Consider the following 15,876-nt stretch of genomic DNA (forward strand, 5'->3'; position numbering starts at 1 on the left):
TCCGTAGCCGCACTCAAGCGGGTACGGGCCTCGTTCTTTTGTGTGGCAAACCCGGGCATCCCGTACCCCGTGAGTGGGGGAGGGGCCGTACGCGCTTCTTTCGAGCGGCCGCGCACTGTTAGAGTCCGTGGAGTTCCCTTGTAGGCTGCGCGTAGGCTCGCCTGTGCCGTCTGTACGGGGGCCCGAACCGCAAACTCCCCATTCAGGACCGACCCTCCCGCCGACGACGCGCGGGAGGCGCAGGAGGCACCGTGCTCAGTGCGTTCGCGCGGGCGTTCCAGACGCCCGACCTGCGCAAGAAGCTGCTGTTCACGCTGGGCATCATGGTGCTGTTCCGGCTGGGCTCCCACGTCCCGGTACCCGGGGTCAGCTTCCAAGCTGTCAACGAATGTGTGAAGGACACCAAGAGCAGCGGATTGTTCGGGCTCGTCAACCTGTTCAGTGGTGGCGCGCTCCTCCAGCTCACGATCTTCGCGCTCGGCATCATGCCGTACATCACGGCCAGCATCATCCTCCAGCTCCTCACCGTCGTGATCCCGCGGCTCGAGGCGCTGAAGAAGGAGGGGCAGGCCGGTACCGCGAAGATCACCCAGTACACGCGCTACCTGACCATCGCGCTCGCCGTGCTCCAGGGCACCGGCATCGTGGCGACGGCCTCCAGCGGCGCGCTGTTCTCGGGTTGCGTCTACGCCAACCAGATCGTGCCGGACCAGTCGGTGTTCCGGATCGCCGTCATGGTGATCACGATGACCGCCGGCACCACGTTCATCATGTGGCTGGGTGAGCTGATCACCGACCGCGGCATCGGCAACGGCATGTCGATCCTCATCTTCACCTCGATCGCCTCGGGCTTCCCGGGCTCGATGTGGGCGATCAAGACCTCCGGCACCATCGGCGGCGGCTGGGTCGAGTTCCTCTCCGTGGTCGCGGTCGGCGTCATCGTTGTGATGCTGGTCATCTTCGTGGAGCAGGCGCAGCGCCGGATCCCGGTGCAGTACGCGAAGCGGATGATCGGGCGCCGCGCCTTCGGCGGCACCTCGACCTACATCCCCCTCAAGGTGAACCAGGCCGGTGTCATCCCGGTCATCTTCGCCTCGTCGCTGCTGTACATCCCCGCCCTGGTGGTCCAGCTGACCAGCAGCCAGGCCGGCTGGGCGACGTGGATCAGGACCAACTTCGTCAAGGGTGACCACCCGGTCTACATGGCCACCTACTTCCTGCTGATCGTCTTCTTCGCCTTCTTCTACGTCGCCATCTCCTTCAACCCCGAAGAAGTTGCCGACAATATGAAGAAGTATGGTGGGTTCATCCCGGGCATCCGGGCCGGCCGGCCGACGGCCGAGTACCTGAACTACGTGCTCACCCGCATCACGTGGCCGGGTTCGCTCTACCTGGGCCTGATCGCGTTGATCCCGATGATCGCCCTGGTGGCCTTCGGGCAGCAGACCAACTTCCCGTTCGGCGGCACCAGCGTTCTCATCGTCGTCGGCGTCGGACTCGAAACTGTGAAGCAGATCGAGAGCCAGCTCCAGCAGCGCAATTACGAAGGGTTCCTCCGCTGATGCGTATCGTCCTCGTCGGACCTCCCGGGGCCGGGAAGGGTACTCAGGCGCACCTGCTCGCCAAGACCCTGTCCATTCCCCACATCTCCACCGGCGACCTGTTCCGCGCCAACATCGGTCAGGGCACCCCGCTGGGGCTCGAGGCCAAGAGCTTCATGGACGCGGGTCGCCTGGTACCGGATGAGGTCACCATCGGGATGGCCAAGGACCGCATGCTCCAGCCCGACGCCGGCAACGGCTTCCTGCTCGACGGCTTCCCGCGCAACCTTGGCCAGGCCAAGGCGCTGGACGAGTTCCTGGCCGAGCAGGGCATCGCGCTGGACGGCGTGCTGGACCTGGAGGTCCCCGAGGACGAGGTCGTCCGCCGGATCGCCGGCCGTCGCCTGTGCCGCAACGACGGGGGCCACGTGTTCCACGTGGACTACAACCCGCCGAAGGCCGAGGGCGTCTGCGACGAGTGCGGCGGCGAGCTGTACCAGCGCTCGGACGACACCGAGGAGAAGGTGCGGACGCGGCTGGAGGTCTACCACACCGAGACCGAGCCGATCATCGACTACTACGCCCAGCAGGGCCTGGTGGCGACGATCCCCGCGCTCGGCAAGGTGGACGAGGTGACCCAGCGCGCGATCGAGGCGCTGAAGCAGGACAACTGACATTACCGAGCGACGCCGTACGGCCGCGCCGCCCCTCGCCGGGGCAGCGCGGCCGTACGGCGTCGTACGGTGGAACGAGTGCACGGCCGTCCGGCAAGGACCGGGCGGGAACCCTAGGAAGGCGTGACCAGATGGTGGAGATCAAGACCCCCGAGCAGATCGCGAAGATGCGAGTGGCCGGGCTGGTCGTCGCCGAGGCGCTCAAGGCCTGCCGGGAGGCGGTCGCTCCGGGGGTGACCACCCAGGAGCTCAACGACATCGCGGACAAGGTCATCACCGACCACGGCGCCACCTCGAACTTCCGCGCCGACCACGGCGGGCTCTGGTTCCCCGGGGTGATCTGCGCCTCGGTGAACAACGAGGTCGTGCACGGCATCCCCGGCGACCGGGTGCTCCAGGAGGGCGACGTCATCTCGATCGACTGCGGCGCCATCGTGGACGGCTGGCACGGCGACGCGGCGATCACCGTGGCGGTCGGCGAGGTCCGCCCCGAGGTGGAGATGCTCAGCCGGGTCACCGAGGGCTCGATGTGGGCCGGCATCGCCCAGATGAAGAAGGGCAACCGCCTGGCGGACGTCTCCAAGGCGATCGAGGGCTTCATCCGGCGCCAGCCGCTCCCGCCGAAGGGCAAGTGGGGCATCACCGAGGGCTACGGCGGCCACGGCATCGGCACCGCGATGCACATGGAGCCGCACGTGCTGAACTACGTCGAGCGGGGGCGCGGCAAGGGCCCCAAGCTGATCCCCGGCACCGTGCTGGCGATCGAGCCGATGGTCTCGCTGGGCACTCCGCACACCACCGTGCTGGAGGACGACTGGACCGTCGTGACCACCGACGGCACCTGGGCCTCGCACTGGGAGCACTCGGTGGCCGTCACCGAGCAGGGCCCGCTGGTCCTGACGGCCTTCGACGGCGGCCGCGCCGAACTCGCGAAGCTGGGCATCACCGCAGCTCCGGACCCCCTCGGGTAGTCGCGGAGGCGGTCAACTACCGCGCCCGACAACGGATCAGAGCCCTGGGGGTTTGGACCTCGAGGGCTTTTGTCCTATTTTTATCGGCTGGCAGTGGCTTCACTGGCTTCAGCGGCTTCGATCAAGCAGGAGAGTGCAGTGCTCAAGGGATTCCGCGACTTCATGATGCGCGGCAACGTGGTCGACATGGCCGTCGGTGTCGTCATCGGTGCGGCCTTCACCGGCGTGGTGACCGGCTTCGTGTCGGCCTTCCTCACCCCGCTGGTCGGCGTGGTGGTCGGTGCCGCCGGCGACTTCAGCTCCTACAAGGCCAACCTGGGCGGGGTCATCTTCCCGTGGGGGCAGTTCCTCAACGTGCTGATCGCGTTCCTCATGACCGCCGCGGTGCTGTACTTCTGCGTCGTGCTGCCGGTGACCAAGGCCACCGCCCGCTACCTGCCGAAGAAGCCGAAGTCCCCGAAGCGCCCCTGCCCCGAGTGCCTGACCGAGATACCGCAGGCCGCGCGCCGCTGCAGCGCCTGCACCGCCCACGTCGAGCCGCTGGTGGTCAGCCCCGGCCTGTGACGGCCGGACGGGCGGCGTCGGTCGCGTCCGGCGGCCTCGTTTTGGCCCATCGGGCGCACTGGCGTAGGATGGACCGTCGGCTCACTCGTAGCGTGCTCCAGCACGCCCTCTTCCCTCTCGGGGGACGGGGTGGACCCAGGTTCGCACGAGCGTGCCGCATACGGTAGCCGGTCCCGGAAGGTGGATCTCGCAGTTCATGGCTAAGAAGCAAGGCGCCATTGAGATCGAGGGCACCGTGATCGAGTCTCTTCCGAACGCGATGTTCAAGGTCGAGCTGCAGAACGGTCACAAGGTCCTCGCGCACATCAGCGGCAAGATGCGCATGCACTACATCCGCATCCTGCCGGACGACCGGGTCGTGGTGGAGCTCAGCCCCTACGACCTCACGCGTGGCCGGATCGTCTACCGCTACAAGTAAGAACGTCAGATCTAGACCCGGAGAACCTGAAGCATGAAGGTCAAGCCGAGCGTCAAGAAGATCTGCGACAAGTGCAAGGTGATCCGCCGTCACGGCCGGGTCATGGTGATCTGCGACAACCTGCGCCACAAGCAGCGCCAGGGCTGATCAGTTCTCCCCAGCATTTCTCGTAGTACTTCGCGCGACGCGAAAACGTCATAAGCGGGCTACCCGATCCGCCCTTCGCAGGGCGGACTGCCACCCCCGGTCAGAGGCCGGGGCTCCCACACCGTGAGGTGTCGGAGTAGGTAGCACGCAAGACCTCTGAAGAAACACAGGAGCCTTGAATGGCACGCCTCGCCGGCGTTGATCTCCCCCGTGAGAAGCGGATCGAGATCGCCCTTACCTACGTGTACGGCATCGGTCGTACCCGCGCCCAGCAGACCCTGGCCGAGACCGGTGTCAGCCCGGATGTCCGCGTTCGCGACATCTCCGAGGAAGACCTCGTCAAGCTGGGTCAGTACATCGACGCCAACTACACGGTCGAGGGTGACCTCCGCCGTGAGGTGGCCGCCGACATCCGCCGCAAGGTCGAGATCGGCTGCTACGAGGGTCTGCGTCACCGCCGCGGCCTGCCGGTCCGCGGTCAGCGCACCCACACCAACGCGCGTACCCGCAAGGGCCCGCGTCGCGCGATCGCCGGCAAGAAGAAGCCGGGCAAGAAGTAGTCCGTCCCGTCACCGGACATCCCTCCGGCCCGCGGGTCAGCGGACCGACCACCTCAGTAGGAGAACAGACTTATGCCCCCCAAGGGTCGTCAGGCTGCCGGCGCGAAGAAGATCCGCCGCAAGGAAAAGAAGAACGTCGCTCACGGCCACGCGCACATCAAGAGCACGTTCAACAACACCATCGTTTCGATCACCGACCCCGCGGGCAACGTGATCTCCTGGGCCTCCGCCGGCCACGTCGGCTTCAAGGGCTCGCGCAAGTCCACCCCGTTCGCCGCGCAGATGGCCGCCGAGGCCGCTGCCCGTCGCGCGCAGGAGCACGGCATGCGCAAGGTCGACGTCTTCGTCAAGGGTCCGGGCTCCGGCCGTGAGACCGCGATCCGCTCGCTCCAGGCCACCGGCCTGGAGGTGGGCTCGATCCAGGACGTCACCCCCACCCCGCACAACGGCTGCCGTCCGCCGAAGCGCCGCCGCGTCTGACGCAGCGCCTTCGGGCACTGGTGTTCGCTTGACACCGCGTACGGGGTCCCGGTTCGTCCGGGACCCCGTACGCTGGTTCTGTTCGGCATCAAATAGTGGGTGCCGAAGACAACTGGAGGATCTGAAAACATGCTGATCGCTCAGCGTCCCTCGCTGACCGAAGAGGTCGTCGACGAATTCCGCTCGCGGTTCGTGATCGAGCCGCTGGAGCCGGGCTTCGGCTACACCCTCGGCAACTCCCTTCGCCGCACGCTCCTCTCCTCGATCCCCGGTGCCGCTGTCACCAGCATCCGGGTCGACGGCGTCCTGCACGAGTTCACCACCGTGCCGGGCGTCAAGGAGGACGTCACCGACCTCATCCTCAACATCAAGCAGCTGGTCGTCTCCTCGGAGCACGACGAGCCGGTCGTGATGTACCTGCGCAAGCAGGGCCCGGGTGTGGTCACCGCCGCCGACATCGCGCCGCCGGCCGGTGTCGAGGTGCACAACCCCGAGCTGGTCCTCGCCACGCTGAACGGCAAGGGCAAGCTGGAGATGGAGCTGACCGTCGAGCGCGGTCGCGGCTACGTCTCCGCCGTGCAGAACAAGGCTTCCGGCCAGGAGATCGGCCGCATCCCGGTCGACTCGATCTACAGCCCCGTGCTGAAGGTCACCTACAAGGTCGAGGCGACCCGTGTCGAGCAGCGGACCGACTTCGACAAGCTGATCGTCGACGTCGAGACCAAGCCCGCCATGCGCCCGCGTGACGCCATGGCCTCGGCCGGCAAGACCCTGGTGGAGCTGTTCGGTCTCGCCCGCGAGCTGAACATCGACGCCGAGGGCATCGACATGGGCCCGTCCCCCACGGACGCCGCCCTGGCCGCCGACCTGGCGCTGCCGATCGAGGAGCTCGAGCTCACCGTTCGGTCGTACAACTGCCTCAAGCGCGAGGGCATCCACACCGTGGGTGAGCTCGTCGCCCGCTCCGAGGCCGACCTGCTCGACATCCGCAACTTCGGTGCGAAGTCGATCGACGAGGTCAAGGCGAAGCTGGCCGGCATGGGCCTGGCCCTCAAGGACAGCCCGCCCGGGTTCGACCCGACCGCCGCCGCCGACGCCTTCGGCGCCGACGACCTGGACGACGCGGGTTACGCGGAGACCGAGCAGTACTAAGAGTTTGCTGGTGGGGGCGGTTCCCCGGAGCCGCCCCCGTCATCATGAAAGCCGTACGGGCACCGTGTCCGTACGCCCGCTGCGGTACCTGGTACGGCCGCAGTCGGAGATTCAAGGAGTAATTCCATGCCGCGTCCCACCAAGGGTGCCCGCCTCGGCGGCGGCCCCCACCACGAGCCGCTGCTGCTGGCCGGCCTGTGCCGGGAGCTGTTCCAGTACGGCCGCATCACCACGACCGAGGCCAAGGCCCGTCGGATGCGCCCGCTGGCGGAGAAGCTGATCACCAAGGCGAAGAAGGGCGACATCCACAACCGTCGTCTGGTTCGCAAGACGATCACCGACATCTCCGTGCTGCACACCCTCTTCACCGAGATCGCGCCGCGCTACGAGAACCGCCCGGGTGGCTACACCCGTATCACCAAGATCGGTCCCCGTCGTGGCGACAACGCCCCGATGGCCGTGATCGAGCTGGTCGAGGCGCTGACCGTCGCGCAGACCGCCGTCGGCGAGGCCGAGGGTGCCACCAAGCGCGCCGTCAAGGAGGCCGAGGCCAAGGTCGAGGAGACCAAGGTCGAGGACACCAAGGCCGACGAGGCCGAGGCCGAGCAGGCCTGACGCCTTTGGGTGCAGTGCGGGCCCGCTCTCCCATTCCGTGGGGGAGCGGGCCCGTTCCTTCTGTCTGGAGTGAAGCAGTGATCGACGATTGCGCCGAGCGTCCGCCGGTGAAGGACGGCCCGGCCGACGGGTACGTCCGGGTCCGGCTCGACCTCGCCTACCAGGGCGCGGAGTTCTCCGGCTGGGCCCGCCAGCGCGGTGGCCGCCGCACGGTGCAGGAGGAGATCGAGAGCGCGCTGCAGATCGTCACCCGCAGCACCGAGCTGTACCCGCTGACGGTCGCCGGACGGACCGACGCCGGCGTGCACGCGCGCGGCCAGGTCGCGCACGTCGACCTGCCGGCCGAGCTGTGGGCCGCGCACCGCGAGAAGCTGCTGCGCAGGCTGGCCGGGCGGCTGCCCGGGGACGTCCGGATCTACCGGATCGGCGAGGCGCCGGCCGGCTTCGACGCCCGCTTCTCGGCGATCTGGCGCCGCTACGCCTACCGCGTCGCCGACCACCCCGGCGGGGTGGACCCGCTGCTGCGCGGCCATGTGCTCTGGCACGACCGGCCGCTGGACGTCGAGCGGATGAACGCGGCCGCGGCACTGCTGCTGGGGGAGCACGACTTCGCCGCGTACTGCAAGAAGCGCGAGGGCGCGACGACCATCCGCACGCTGCTGGAACTGCGCTGGGACCGCGTCCCGGTCGACTCCTACGCCTCGCAGGAGGGCTCGCTGGCGGTCGCCACCGTCCGCGCCGACGCCTTCTGCCACAACATGGTGCGGGCCCTGGTCGGCGCGATGCTGCTGGTCGGCGACGGGCACCGGCCGGTGGAGTTCCCCGGCGAGGTGCTGGCCGGCGGGGTGCGCAACTCCGCGGTCAACGTGATCCGGCCGTACGGGCTGACGCTGGAGGAGGTCGGCTACCCGGCCGACGACCAGCTCGCCGAGCGCAGCCGGCTGGCCCGCCGGATCAGGACGCTGCCGGGACAGCCGGTGGTCGGCTAATCCGTTTTGGTCCTGGGCCGCGGCTTGGGAGAATCGTCCGCATGGGACACGTCGAGATTTCGCACCTTGAGTACTACCTGCCGGACGGGCGGGTGCTGTTCGACGACGCGTCCTTCCGGGTCGGCGAGGGCTCCGCGGTCGCCCTGGTGGGCGCCAACGGCGCCGGCAAGACCACCCTGCTGCGCATGATCGCGGGCGACCTCCAGCCGCACGGCGGCTCGGTCACGATCAGCGGCGGCCTCGGCGTGATGCGCCAGTTCGTCGGCACCACCGGGCGCGAGGCGAAGCAGGCCGACGAGGACCGGCAGGGCCCGGCCCCGCTGGCCGCCGACGCCTCCGTCCGCGACCTGCTGGTCTCGGTGGCCCCCGAGCGGATCGCCGTCGCCGCCCGCGCGGTCGACGCCGCCGAGCTGGCGATGATCGCCCAGGACGACGAGAAGACGCAGATGGCCTACGCCCAGGCGCTCTCCGACTGGGCCGACGTCGGCGGCTACGACTACGAGACCGACTGGGACGTCTGCACCACGGCGGCCCTCGGGATGCCCTTCGACAAGGCCCAGTGGCGCGGGCTGAACACGCTCTCCGGCGGGGAGCAGAAGCGCCTCGTCCTGGAGGCCCTGCTGCGCGGCCCCGAAGAGGTGCTGCTGCTGGACGAGCCGGACAACTACCTGGACGTCCCCGGCAAGCGCTGGCTGGAGGAGGCGATCAAGGCCACCTCCAAGACCGTGCTCTACATCTCGCACGACCGCGAACTGCTCTCCCGTACCGCCGAGAAGATCATCAGCGTCGAGTCCGGCGCGGCCGGCAGCAGCGTCTGGGTGCACGGCGGCGGCTTCGACTCCTTCCACGAGGCCCGCAAGGACCGCTTCGCCCGCTTCGAGGAACTCGGCCGGCGCTGGGACGAGGAGCACGCCAAGCTCAAGAAGCTGGTGGTCACCCTGCGCCAGGCCGCCTCGGTCAGCCACGCGCTGGCCACCCGCTACGCCGCGGCGCAGACCAGGCTGAAGAAGTTCGAGGAGGCGGGCCGCCCGGAGGAGCCGCCCCGCGAGCAGAACATCACCATGCGGCTCAAGGGCGGCCGGACGGGCGTCCGGGCCTTCACCATGGAGCAGCTGGAGCTCACCGGCCTGATGAAGCCGTTCGACCTGGAGGTCTTCTACGGCGAGCGGATCGGCGTGCTGGGCTCCAACGGCTCGGGCAAGTCGCACTTCCTGCGGCTGCTCGCCGGCGACGAGACGGTCGCCCACACGGGTCAGTGGAAGCTCGGCGCCCGTGTCGTGCCGGGCCACTTCCGGCAGACCCACGCCCACCCGGAGCTCTTCGGCCGCACGGTGCGCTCGATCGTCGAGGAGGAGCACGCGCTCAGCCGCGGCGCCGCGATGGGGGCGCTGCGGCGCTACGAGCTGGACCGCCAGGAGGAGCAGAAGTTCGAGTCGCTGTCCGGCGGCCAGCAGGCCCGGCTGATGATCCTCAAGCTCGAACTGGACGGCGTGACAGCGCTGTTGCTGGACGAGCCGACCGACAACCTGGACCTGGAGAGCGCCGAGGCGCTGCAGGCCGGCCTGGAGGCCTTCGACGGCACCGTGTTGTGCGTCACGCACGACCGGTGGTTCGCCAAGACCTTCGACCGCTTCCTGGTCTTCGGTGCGGACGGCCGTGTGTACGAGTCCGCGGACCCGGTCTGGGACGTCACCCGGGTCGAGCGCGAGCGCTGACCGGAGCCCCGCCCGGGCGGTGCGGGAGCACCGATCGGGGGCCGTCCGGGCCGCTTTCCGGCCCGGACGCCGAGGGGGGATTTTGACCGACCCCGGCGCGCCCGGTAGCCTGGGGGCTTGTTGTGCGTATTGGCTCGCTCTATCTCACGTGAGAGGTCGGTACGCCGGAGATATCAGGTCGACGACCCCAGCGGCTCCCCTTGAATTGCGTCCAAGGCGGCCAGGCTGATGCCCTCGACCGGGTGCTCCTGTCAGGACTCACTCACTGAAAAGCAGAGGCTACGACCGTGCGTACGTACAGCCCCAAGCCCGGCGACGTCCAGCGTCAGTGGCACGTCATCGACGCGACCGACGTCGTGCTCGGCCGCCTGGCCTCCCAGGCCGCCAACATCCTCCGGGGTAAGCACAAGGCGATCTACGCGCCGCACGTTGACACCGGTGACTTCGTCATCATCATCAACGCGGACAAGGTGCACCTGTCGGGTAACAAGAAGACCCAGAAGCTGGCGTACCGCCACAGCGGCTTCCCGGGCGGTCTCCGCTCGGTCCGCTACGACGACCTCCTGGCGAACAACCCGGAGAAGGCCGTCGAGAAGGCCATCAAGGGCATGATCCCCAAGAACACCCTGGGTCGCCAGATGCTCTCGAAGCTGAAGGTCTACTCGGGCGACCAGCACCCCCACGCTGCGCAGCAGCCGGTGCCGTTCGAGATCACCCAGGTCGCGCAGTAACTCCGGCCACCTAGCCCCCCAACACTGAAAAGAGCTGAGGAACACCGTGGCCGAGACCACTGAAACCCTTGAGGTCGACTTCGACGAGACCGTCGTCGAGGGCGAGTTCACCTCCGAGGAGAGCTACACCTCCGAGTCGCTGGCCGGCCGCTTCGGCGAGGCCGTCCCCGGCGCCGGCCTTGGCCGCCGCAAGGAGGCGATCGCCCGCGTGCGCATCGTCCCGGGCACCGGCGTCTGGAAGATCAACGGTCGCACCCTGGAGAACTACTTCCCCAACAAGGTGCACCAGCAGACCGTGAACGAGCCCTTCAAGCTGCTGGAGCTGGACGGTCGTTACGACGTCGTCGCCCGCATCTCGGGTGGCGGCACCTCCGGTCAGGCCTACGCGCTGCGCCTCGGCGTGGCCCGCGCCCTGAACGAGGCCGACGTGGACAACAACCGCGCCGCCCTCAAGAAGGCCGGCTTCCTGATGCGTGACGCGCGTGCCGTCGAGCGCAAGAAGGCCGGTCTCAAGAAGGCCCGTAAGGCCCCGCAGTACAGCAAGCGCTAGTCGCGCCCGAGGGGGTGTGTGCCGCCCTGGTGGTGCACACCCCCGGTTGCGCTCTCACGCCCCGGAGTACCCCGTGTACTCCGGGGCGTCGTGCTCCCCGCGCATGGTGCGAAGGCCGGGGATTCGATCGAATGGACTGCCGGGTTTACCTGCCAGCAGCGGTGATGGAGGACGGGACAGTGGGACGACTCTTCGGTACGGACGGCGTACGCGGTGTGGCCAACGTGGGGCTGACGGCGGAGCTGGCGCTCGGGCTGTCCGTCGCGTCGGCGCACGTCCTCGGTGAGGCGGGGGCCTTCGACGGCCACCGGCCGGTCGCGGTGGTCGGCCGCGACCCGCGCGCCTCGGGCGAGTTCCTGGAGGCCGCGGTCATCGCCGGCCTGGCGAGCGCGGGCGTCGACGTACTGCGGGTCGGCGTGCTGCCCACCCCGGCGGTGGCCTACCTCACCGGCGCCCTCGGCGCCGACTTCGGCGTGATGCTCTCCGCCAGCCACAACGCCATGCCGGACAACGGCATCAAGTTCCTCGCCCGGGGCGGCCACAAGCTGGACGACCGGATCGAGGACGCCATCGAGGCGCACTACCGCGCCCACGCCGTCGGCGGCGAGGAGTGGAAGCGCCCGACCGGCGAGGCCGTCGGCCGGGTCCGCGAGTACACCGAGGGCTTCGACAAGTACGTCGCCCACCTGATCGGCGTGCTGCCCAACCGCCTGGACGGCATCCGGGTCGTCATCGACGGCGCGCACGGCGCGGCCGCCTACGTCGCCCCCGAGGCGTTCGCCCGGGCCGGCGCCGAGGTCGTCCACACCCTGGGGGCGGAGCCCACCGGTCTCAACATCAACGACGGCGTCGGCTCCACCCACCTGGACCGGCTGCAGGCCGCGATGAAGGAGTACCGGGCCGACCTCGGCATCGCGCTCGACGGCGACGCCGACCGCTGCCTGGCCGCCGACGCGGAGGGCAACGAGGTCGACGGCGACCAGATCATCGCGATCCTGGCCGTCGCCATGAAGGAGGCCGGAACCCTGCGCGGCAACACCGCCGTCGCCACCGTGATGTCCAACCTGGGCTTCAAGCTGGCGATGGAGCGCGAGGGCGTGGAGCTGGTGCAGACCGCGGTCGGCGACCGCTACGTGCTGGAGGCGATGAAGGAGCACGGCTTCGCGCTCGGTGGCGAGCAGTCCGGCCACGTCATCCTGCTGGACCACGCCACCACCGGTGACGGCACCCTGACCGGTCTGATGCTGGGCGCCCGGCTGGCCGCCACCAAGCAGCCGCTGGCCGACCTGGCCGCCGTGATGACCCGGCTTCCGCAGCTGCTGATCAACGTCAAGGGCGTGGACAAGGGCCGGGTGAACTCCTGCGTCGAGCTGTCCGCGGCGGTCGCCGAGGCCGAGGCCGAGCTGGGCTCCACCGGCCGGGTGCTGCTGCGCCCCTCGGGCACCGAGCCGCTGGTCCGGGTGATGGTCGAGGCCGCCGACCAGGTGCAGGCCAAGGCCGTCGCCGAGCGGCTGGCCGAGGCCGTCCGCACGTACCTGGGCTGACGCCCGCTCAGCGTGTGAGCAGGGCCCCCGCCGTGACGAACGGCGGGGGCCCTGCGGCGTTCTGTCGGGGCGGCCCAGGTCAGAGCTTGCGCAGCAGCGCGCGGCGGACCTTGTGGTCCTGGCCCTTCTGCAGGACGAGGGTCGCGCGGCCGCGGGTGGGCAGCACGTTCTCCAGCAGGTTCGGCTTGTTGATGGTGCGCCAGACCTGGCGGCCGTACTCCATCGCCTCCTCCTCCGGCACCTCGGTGAAGCGGCGGAAGTAGGAGTTCGGGTCCTGGAAGGCGGTCTGCCGCAGCTTGCGGAAGCGGTCCAGGTACCAGTTCTCGATGTCGTCGGTGCGGGCGTCGACGTAGATGGAGAAGTCGAAGTAGTCGGTGACCGCGAGCCTGGTCCGGCCGTCCGTTCCGGGCAGGGCCGGCTGGAGCACGTTCAGGCCCTCGACGATGAGGATGTCCGGACGCTCCACGGTCAGCCGCTCGCCGGGCACGATGTCGTACACCAGGTGCGAGTACACCGGCGCGGTGACCAGCTCCTTGCCGGCCTTCACGTCCGCCACGAAGCGCATCAGCGCACGGCGGTCGTAGGACTCCGGGAAGCCCTTGCGGGCCATCAGACCGCGCCTGCGCAGCTCGGCGTTGGGCAGCAGGAACCCGTCGGTGGTGACCAGCTCGACCCGGGGGTGCTCGGGCCAGCGGGCCAGCAGCGCCTGGAGCAGACGGGCGGTGGTGGACTTGCCGACCGCGACGGAGCCGGCCACGCCGATGATGAACGGCGTGCGGGTGCGTTCGGTGTCCGGCGTGTCCAGGAAGGTGCCCAGCGCGCCCCGCAGGTCGTGGGTGGCGTGGATGTAGAGGTTCAGCAGGCGGGACAGCGGCAGGTAGACGTCACGGACCTCGTCCAGGTCGAGGGCGGTGCCGAGACCGCGCAGCCGTTCCACCTCCTCGGCGGTCAGCGGCAGCGGCGTACGCTCGCGCAGCGCGCTCCACTCGGCCCGGCTGAGGTCCACGTAGGGGGACGGCGACGGGCCGGGCGTGGCGGCGCCCCGCGTACAGAGTTCGGTCAGCACATGCTCCATTGTGGGCCGTAGCGGCGTTCACGGTGGCTGTGGTGTCGGTCACGCACGGTGGGGGAAGGGTGCGAATGGGGCGTCCCGGGCGCCCTTATGCTGGCACGCATGTGCGGAATCGTTGGATACGTGGGCTCTCAGCCCGCCCTTGATGTAGTAATCGCAGGCCTGCAGCGACTGGAGTACCGGGGCTACGACTCGGCCGGTGTCGCGGTGCAGGTGCAGGGCTCCGACGGGCAGTGGAGCCTCGCCACCGACAAGCGGGCGGGCAAGCTCGCCAACCTGGAGAAGTCGCTCGCCGAGACCCCTCTTCCCGGCGGCACCACCGGCATCGGTCACACCCGATGGGCCACCCACGGCGGCCCGACGGACGCCAATGCCCACCCCCACCTGGACGACGCCGTCCGGGTGGCCGTGGTCCACAACGGCATCATCGAGAACTTCGCCCAGCTGCGGGCGGAGCTGACCGAGCGCGGCCGCACGCTGCGCTCCGAGACGGACACCGAGGTCGTCGCGCACCTGCTGGCCGAGGTGTACGAGGGCGACCTCGCGGAGGCCATGCGGATCGTCTGCCGCCGGCTGGACGGCGCGTTCACCCTCGTCGCCGTGCACGCCGACGCGCCGGACGTCGTGGTCGGCGCGCGCCGCAACTCGCCGCTGGTGGTCGGGCGCGGCGAGGGCGAGAACTTCCTCGCCTCGGACGTGGCCGCGTTCATCGCCCACACCCGTGAGGCGATCGAGCTCGGTCAGGACCAGGTCGTCGAGCTGCGCCGGGACGGCGTCACGGTGACCGACTTCGACGGCAACCCGGCCGAGGTGCGCGAGTACCACGTCGACTGGGACGCCTCGGCCGCCGAGAAGGGCGGCTACGACTACTTCATGCTCAAGGAGATCGCCGAGCAGCCGAAGGCCGTCGCCGACACCCTCCTCGGCCGGATCGGCACCGACGGCCGGCTCACCCTCGACGAGCTGCGGATCTCCGACGCTGACCTGCGCTCGGTGGACAAGGTCGTCATCGTCGCCTGTGGCACGGCCTTCCACGCCGGCATGATCGCCAAGTACGCGATCGAGCACTGGACCCGCATCCCCTGCGAGGTCGAGGTCGCCTCGGAGTTCCGCTACCGCGACCCGATCATGGGCCCGGGCACGCTGGTCATCGCGATCTCGCAGTCCGGCGAGACCATGGACACCCTGATGGCGCTGCGGCACGCGCGCGAGCAGGGCGCCAAGGTGCTGGCGATCTGCAACACCAACGGCTCGACCATCCCGCGCGAGTCGGACGCGGTGCTCTACACGCACGCCGGCCCGGAGGTGGCGGTCGCCTCCACCAAGGCGTTCCTGACCCAGCTGGTCGCCTGCTACCTGGTCGCGCTCTACCTGGGCCAGGTGCGCGGCACCAAGTGGGGCGACGAGATCTCCGCGGTCATCAAGGAGCTCGGCGACGCGCCCAAGCAGGTCGAGCAGGTGCTCCAGACCATGGAGCCGGTGCGCGAGCTGGCGCGTTCGCTGGCCGACGCCAAGTCCGTGCTGTTCCTCGGCCGGCACGTCGGCTTCCCGGTGGCCCTGGAGGGCGCGCTCAAGCTCAAGGAGCTGGCGTACATGCACGCCGAGGGCTTCGCGGCGGGCGAGCTGAAGCACGGGCCGATCGCGCTGATCGAGGAGGGGCTGCCGGTCGTGGTGGTCGTGCCGTCGCCGCGCGGGCGGTCGATCCTGCACGACAAGATCGTCTCCAACATCCAGGAGATCCGGGCCCGCGGTGCGCGCACCATCGTCATCGCGGAGGAGGGCGACGAGGCGGTCGTCCCGTACGCGGACCACCTGATCCGCATCCCCGTGACGCCGACCCTGCTGCAGCCGCTGGTCTCCACCGTGCCGCTGCAGGTCTTCGCCTGCGAGCTGGCCACGGCCAAGGGCCACGAGGTCGACCAGCCGCGCAACCTGGCGAAGTCGGTCACCGTCGAGTAGCCGATCGCCGTTCTGACTCGGGTGGTGCCCCTGCGGTGGCTGCGTCCTACCGCAGGGGCACCGTGTCGAGCGGCGGGGGGAACGGGGCGGGTCGATCAGCTTCGCTGAACGGGGCCTCGTCGCGGTCGCGGTGGCTGCCGTGGTCGGCCGGTCCTTGACCGGGTCGGGCGACGTCACCTCGAAGACTAGGGGGA

17 protein-coding genes are annotated in these 15,876 nt (G+C 69.4%); 16 read left to right on the forward strand and 1 reads right to left on the reverse strand.

Annotation, left to right across the window (positions count from 1 at the left end):
* The first annotated feature begins 251 nt into the window (after positions 1–251).
* The 15 genes from secY (at position 252) to glmM (ending at position 12,651) form a co-directional block, all read left to right on the forward strand.
* A complete protein-coding gene (gene secY / locus ABZ497_RS05155; RefSeq protein ID WP_329488118.1) occupies positions 252–1,562 on the forward strand; it encodes a preprotein translocase subunit SecY in 1,311 nt (436 codons plus the stop codon).
* Positions 1,562–2,215: an adenylate kinase gene (locus tag ABZ497_RS05160; RefSeq protein WP_329488117.1), complete on the forward strand. Its 654-nt coding sequence runs from the start codon at positions 1,562–1,564 to the stop codon at positions 2,213–2,215. The genes secY and ABZ497_RS05160 overlap by 1 nt, the downstream gene beginning before the upstream one ends.
* A 131-nt stretch (positions 2,216–2,346) precedes the next feature.
* The gene (gene map, locus ABZ497_RS05165; protein ID WP_329488116.1) at positions 2,347–3,186 is read left to right on the forward strand and encodes a type I methionyl aminopeptidase; all 840 of its coding nucleotides are present in this window, start codon (positions 2,347–2,349) and stop codon (positions 3,184–3,186) included.
* A gap of 138 nt (positions 3,187–3,324) precedes the next feature.
* Positions 3,325–3,750 carry a large conductance mechanosensitive channel protein MscL gene (gene mscL, locus ABZ497_RS05170; RefSeq protein ID WP_329488115.1) on the forward strand — a complete coding sequence of 142 codons (426 nt, stop codon included), beginning with the start codon at positions 3,325–3,327 and terminating at the stop codon, positions 3,748–3,750.
* Positions 3,751–3,946: 196 nt separating this feature from the next.
* Positions 3,947–4,168 (forward strand): translation initiation factor IF-1, encoded by a 222-nt coding sequence (gene infA / locus ABZ497_RS05175; protein WP_003956442.1) that lies wholly within the window; start codon positions 3,947–3,949, stop codon positions 4,166–4,168.
* Between the two features lie 33 nt (positions 4,169–4,201).
* A complete protein-coding gene (rpmJ, locus tag ABZ497_RS05180; protein WP_003956441.1) occupies positions 4,202–4,315 on the forward strand; it encodes a 50S ribosomal protein L36 in 114 nt (37 codons plus the stop codon).
* A 179-nt stretch (positions 4,316–4,494) separates the two neighbouring features.
* The gene (rpsM, locus tag ABZ497_RS05185; protein WP_329488114.1) at positions 4,495–4,875 is read left to right on the forward strand and encodes a 30S ribosomal protein S13; all 381 of its coding nucleotides are present in this window, start codon (positions 4,495–4,497) and stop codon (positions 4,873–4,875) included.
* A 72-nt stretch (positions 4,876–4,947) separates the two neighbouring features.
* Positions 4,948–5,355, forward strand: coding sequence for a 30S ribosomal protein S11 (gene rpsK, locus ABZ497_RS05190; RefSeq protein WP_030232513.1), 408 nt, complete (start codon positions 4,948–4,950; stop codon positions 5,353–5,355).
* A gap of 129 nt (positions 5,356–5,484) precedes the next feature.
* Positions 5,485–6,507, forward strand: a complete 1,023-nt coding sequence (locus ABZ497_RS05195) for a DNA-directed RNA polymerase subunit alpha (protein WP_030232516.1) — start codon at positions 5,485–5,487, stop codon at positions 6,505–6,507.
* A 126-nt stretch (positions 6,508–6,633) separates the two neighbouring features.
* Entirely contained in the window at positions 6,634–7,122 is a 489-nt protein-coding gene (rplQ, locus tag ABZ497_RS05200) for a 50S ribosomal protein L17 (protein WP_329488111.1), read from the forward strand.
* A gap of 77 nt (positions 7,123–7,199) precedes the next feature.
* On the forward strand, positions 7,200–8,111 hold the full coding sequence (gene truA, locus ABZ497_RS05205; protein ID WP_329488110.1) for a tRNA pseudouridine(38-40) synthase TruA: 912 nt from the start codon (positions 7,200–7,202) through the stop codon (positions 8,109–8,111).
* A gap of 41 nt (positions 8,112–8,152) precedes the next feature.
* Positions 8,153–9,826: an ATP-binding cassette domain-containing protein gene (locus ABZ497_RS05210; protein WP_359803494.1), complete on the forward strand. Its 1,674-nt coding sequence runs from the start codon at positions 8,153–8,155 to the stop codon at positions 9,824–9,826.
* Positions 9,827–10,113: 287 nt separating this feature from the next.
* The gene (gene rplM / locus ABZ497_RS05215) at positions 10,114–10,557 is read left to right on the forward strand and encodes a 50S ribosomal protein L13 (protein ID WP_329488106.1); all 444 of its coding nucleotides are present in this window, start codon (positions 10,114–10,116) and stop codon (positions 10,555–10,557) included.
* A 46-nt stretch (positions 10,558–10,603) separates the two neighbouring features.
* Positions 10,604–11,107, forward strand: coding sequence for a 30S ribosomal protein S9 (gene rpsI, locus ABZ497_RS05220; protein WP_329488104.1), 504 nt, complete (start codon positions 10,604–10,606; stop codon positions 11,105–11,107).
* Between the two features lie 179 nt (positions 11,108–11,286).
* On the forward strand, positions 11,287–12,651 hold the full coding sequence (gene glmM / locus ABZ497_RS05225; protein WP_329488103.1) for a phosphoglucosamine mutase: 1,365 nt from the start codon (positions 11,287–11,289) through the stop codon (positions 12,649–12,651).
* Between the two features lie 79 nt (positions 12,652–12,730).
* On the opposite strand, the gene coaA is transcribed toward glmM, so the two are convergent.
* Positions 12,731–13,726, reverse strand: coding sequence for a type I pantothenate kinase (gene coaA, locus ABZ497_RS05230; RefSeq protein ID WP_352286377.1), 996 nt, complete (start codon positions 13,724–13,726; stop codon positions 12,731–12,733).
* Positions 13,727–13,825: 99 nt separating this feature from the next.
* Here coaA and glmS point away from each other — a divergent pair, with 99 nt between their 5' ends.
* Entirely contained in the window at positions 13,826–15,682 is a 1,857-nt protein-coding gene (gene glmS / locus ABZ497_RS05235; RefSeq protein WP_329488100.1) for a glutamine--fructose-6-phosphate transaminase (isomerizing), read from the forward strand.
* Positions 15,683–15,876: the final 194 nt, after the last annotated feature.

It is taken from the genome of Kitasatospora sp. NPDC005751 (genome assembly GCF_040630835.1).
In the GTDB taxonomy this organism is placed as follows: Bacteria; Actinomycetota; Actinomycetes; order Streptomycetales; family Streptomycetaceae; genus Kitasatospora.

Bases quoted from the DNA above. Each gene is read 5' to 3' on its own strand.
- ABZ497_RS05160 (WP_329488117.1), top strand. From the start codon at position 1,562: ATGCGTATCGTCCTCGTCGGACCTCCCGGGGCCGGGAAGGGTACTCAG.
- map (WP_329488116.1), top strand. From the start codon at position 2,347: ATGGTGGAGATCAAGACCCCCGAGCAGATCGCGAAGATGCGAGTGGCC.
- infA (WP_003956442.1), top strand. From the start codon at position 3,947: ATGGCTAAGAAGCAAGGCGCCATTGAGATCGAGGGCACCGTGATCGAG.
- rpmJ (WP_003956441.1), top strand. From the start codon at position 4,202: ATGAAGGTCAAGCCGAGCGTCAAGAAGATCTGCGACAAGTGCAAGGTG.
- rpsM (WP_329488114.1), top strand. From the start codon at position 4,495: ATGGCACGCCTCGCCGGCGTTGATCTCCCCCGTGAGAAGCGGATCGAG.
- rpsK (WP_030232513.1), top strand. From the start codon at position 4,948: ATGCCCCCCAAGGGTCGTCAGGCTGCCGGCGCGAAGAAGATCCGCCGC.
- ABZ497_RS05195 (WP_030232516.1), top strand. From the start codon at position 5,485: ATGCTGATCGCTCAGCGTCCCTCGCTGACCGAAGAGGTCGTCGACGAA.
- rplQ (WP_329488111.1), top strand. From the start codon at position 6,634: ATGCCGCGTCCCACCAAGGGTGCCCGCCTCGGCGGCGGCCCCCACCAC.
- ABZ497_RS05210 (WP_359803494.1), top strand. From the start codon at position 8,153: ATGGGACACGTCGAGATTTCGCACCTTGAGTACTACCTGCCGGACGGG.
- coaA (WP_352286377.1), bottom strand. From the start codon at position 13,726: ATGGAGCATGTGCTGACCGAACTCTGTACGCGGGGCGCCGCCACGCCC.
- glmS (WP_329488100.1), top strand. From the start codon at position 13,826: ATGTGCGGAATCGTTGGATACGTGGGCTCTCAGCCCGCCCTTGATGTA.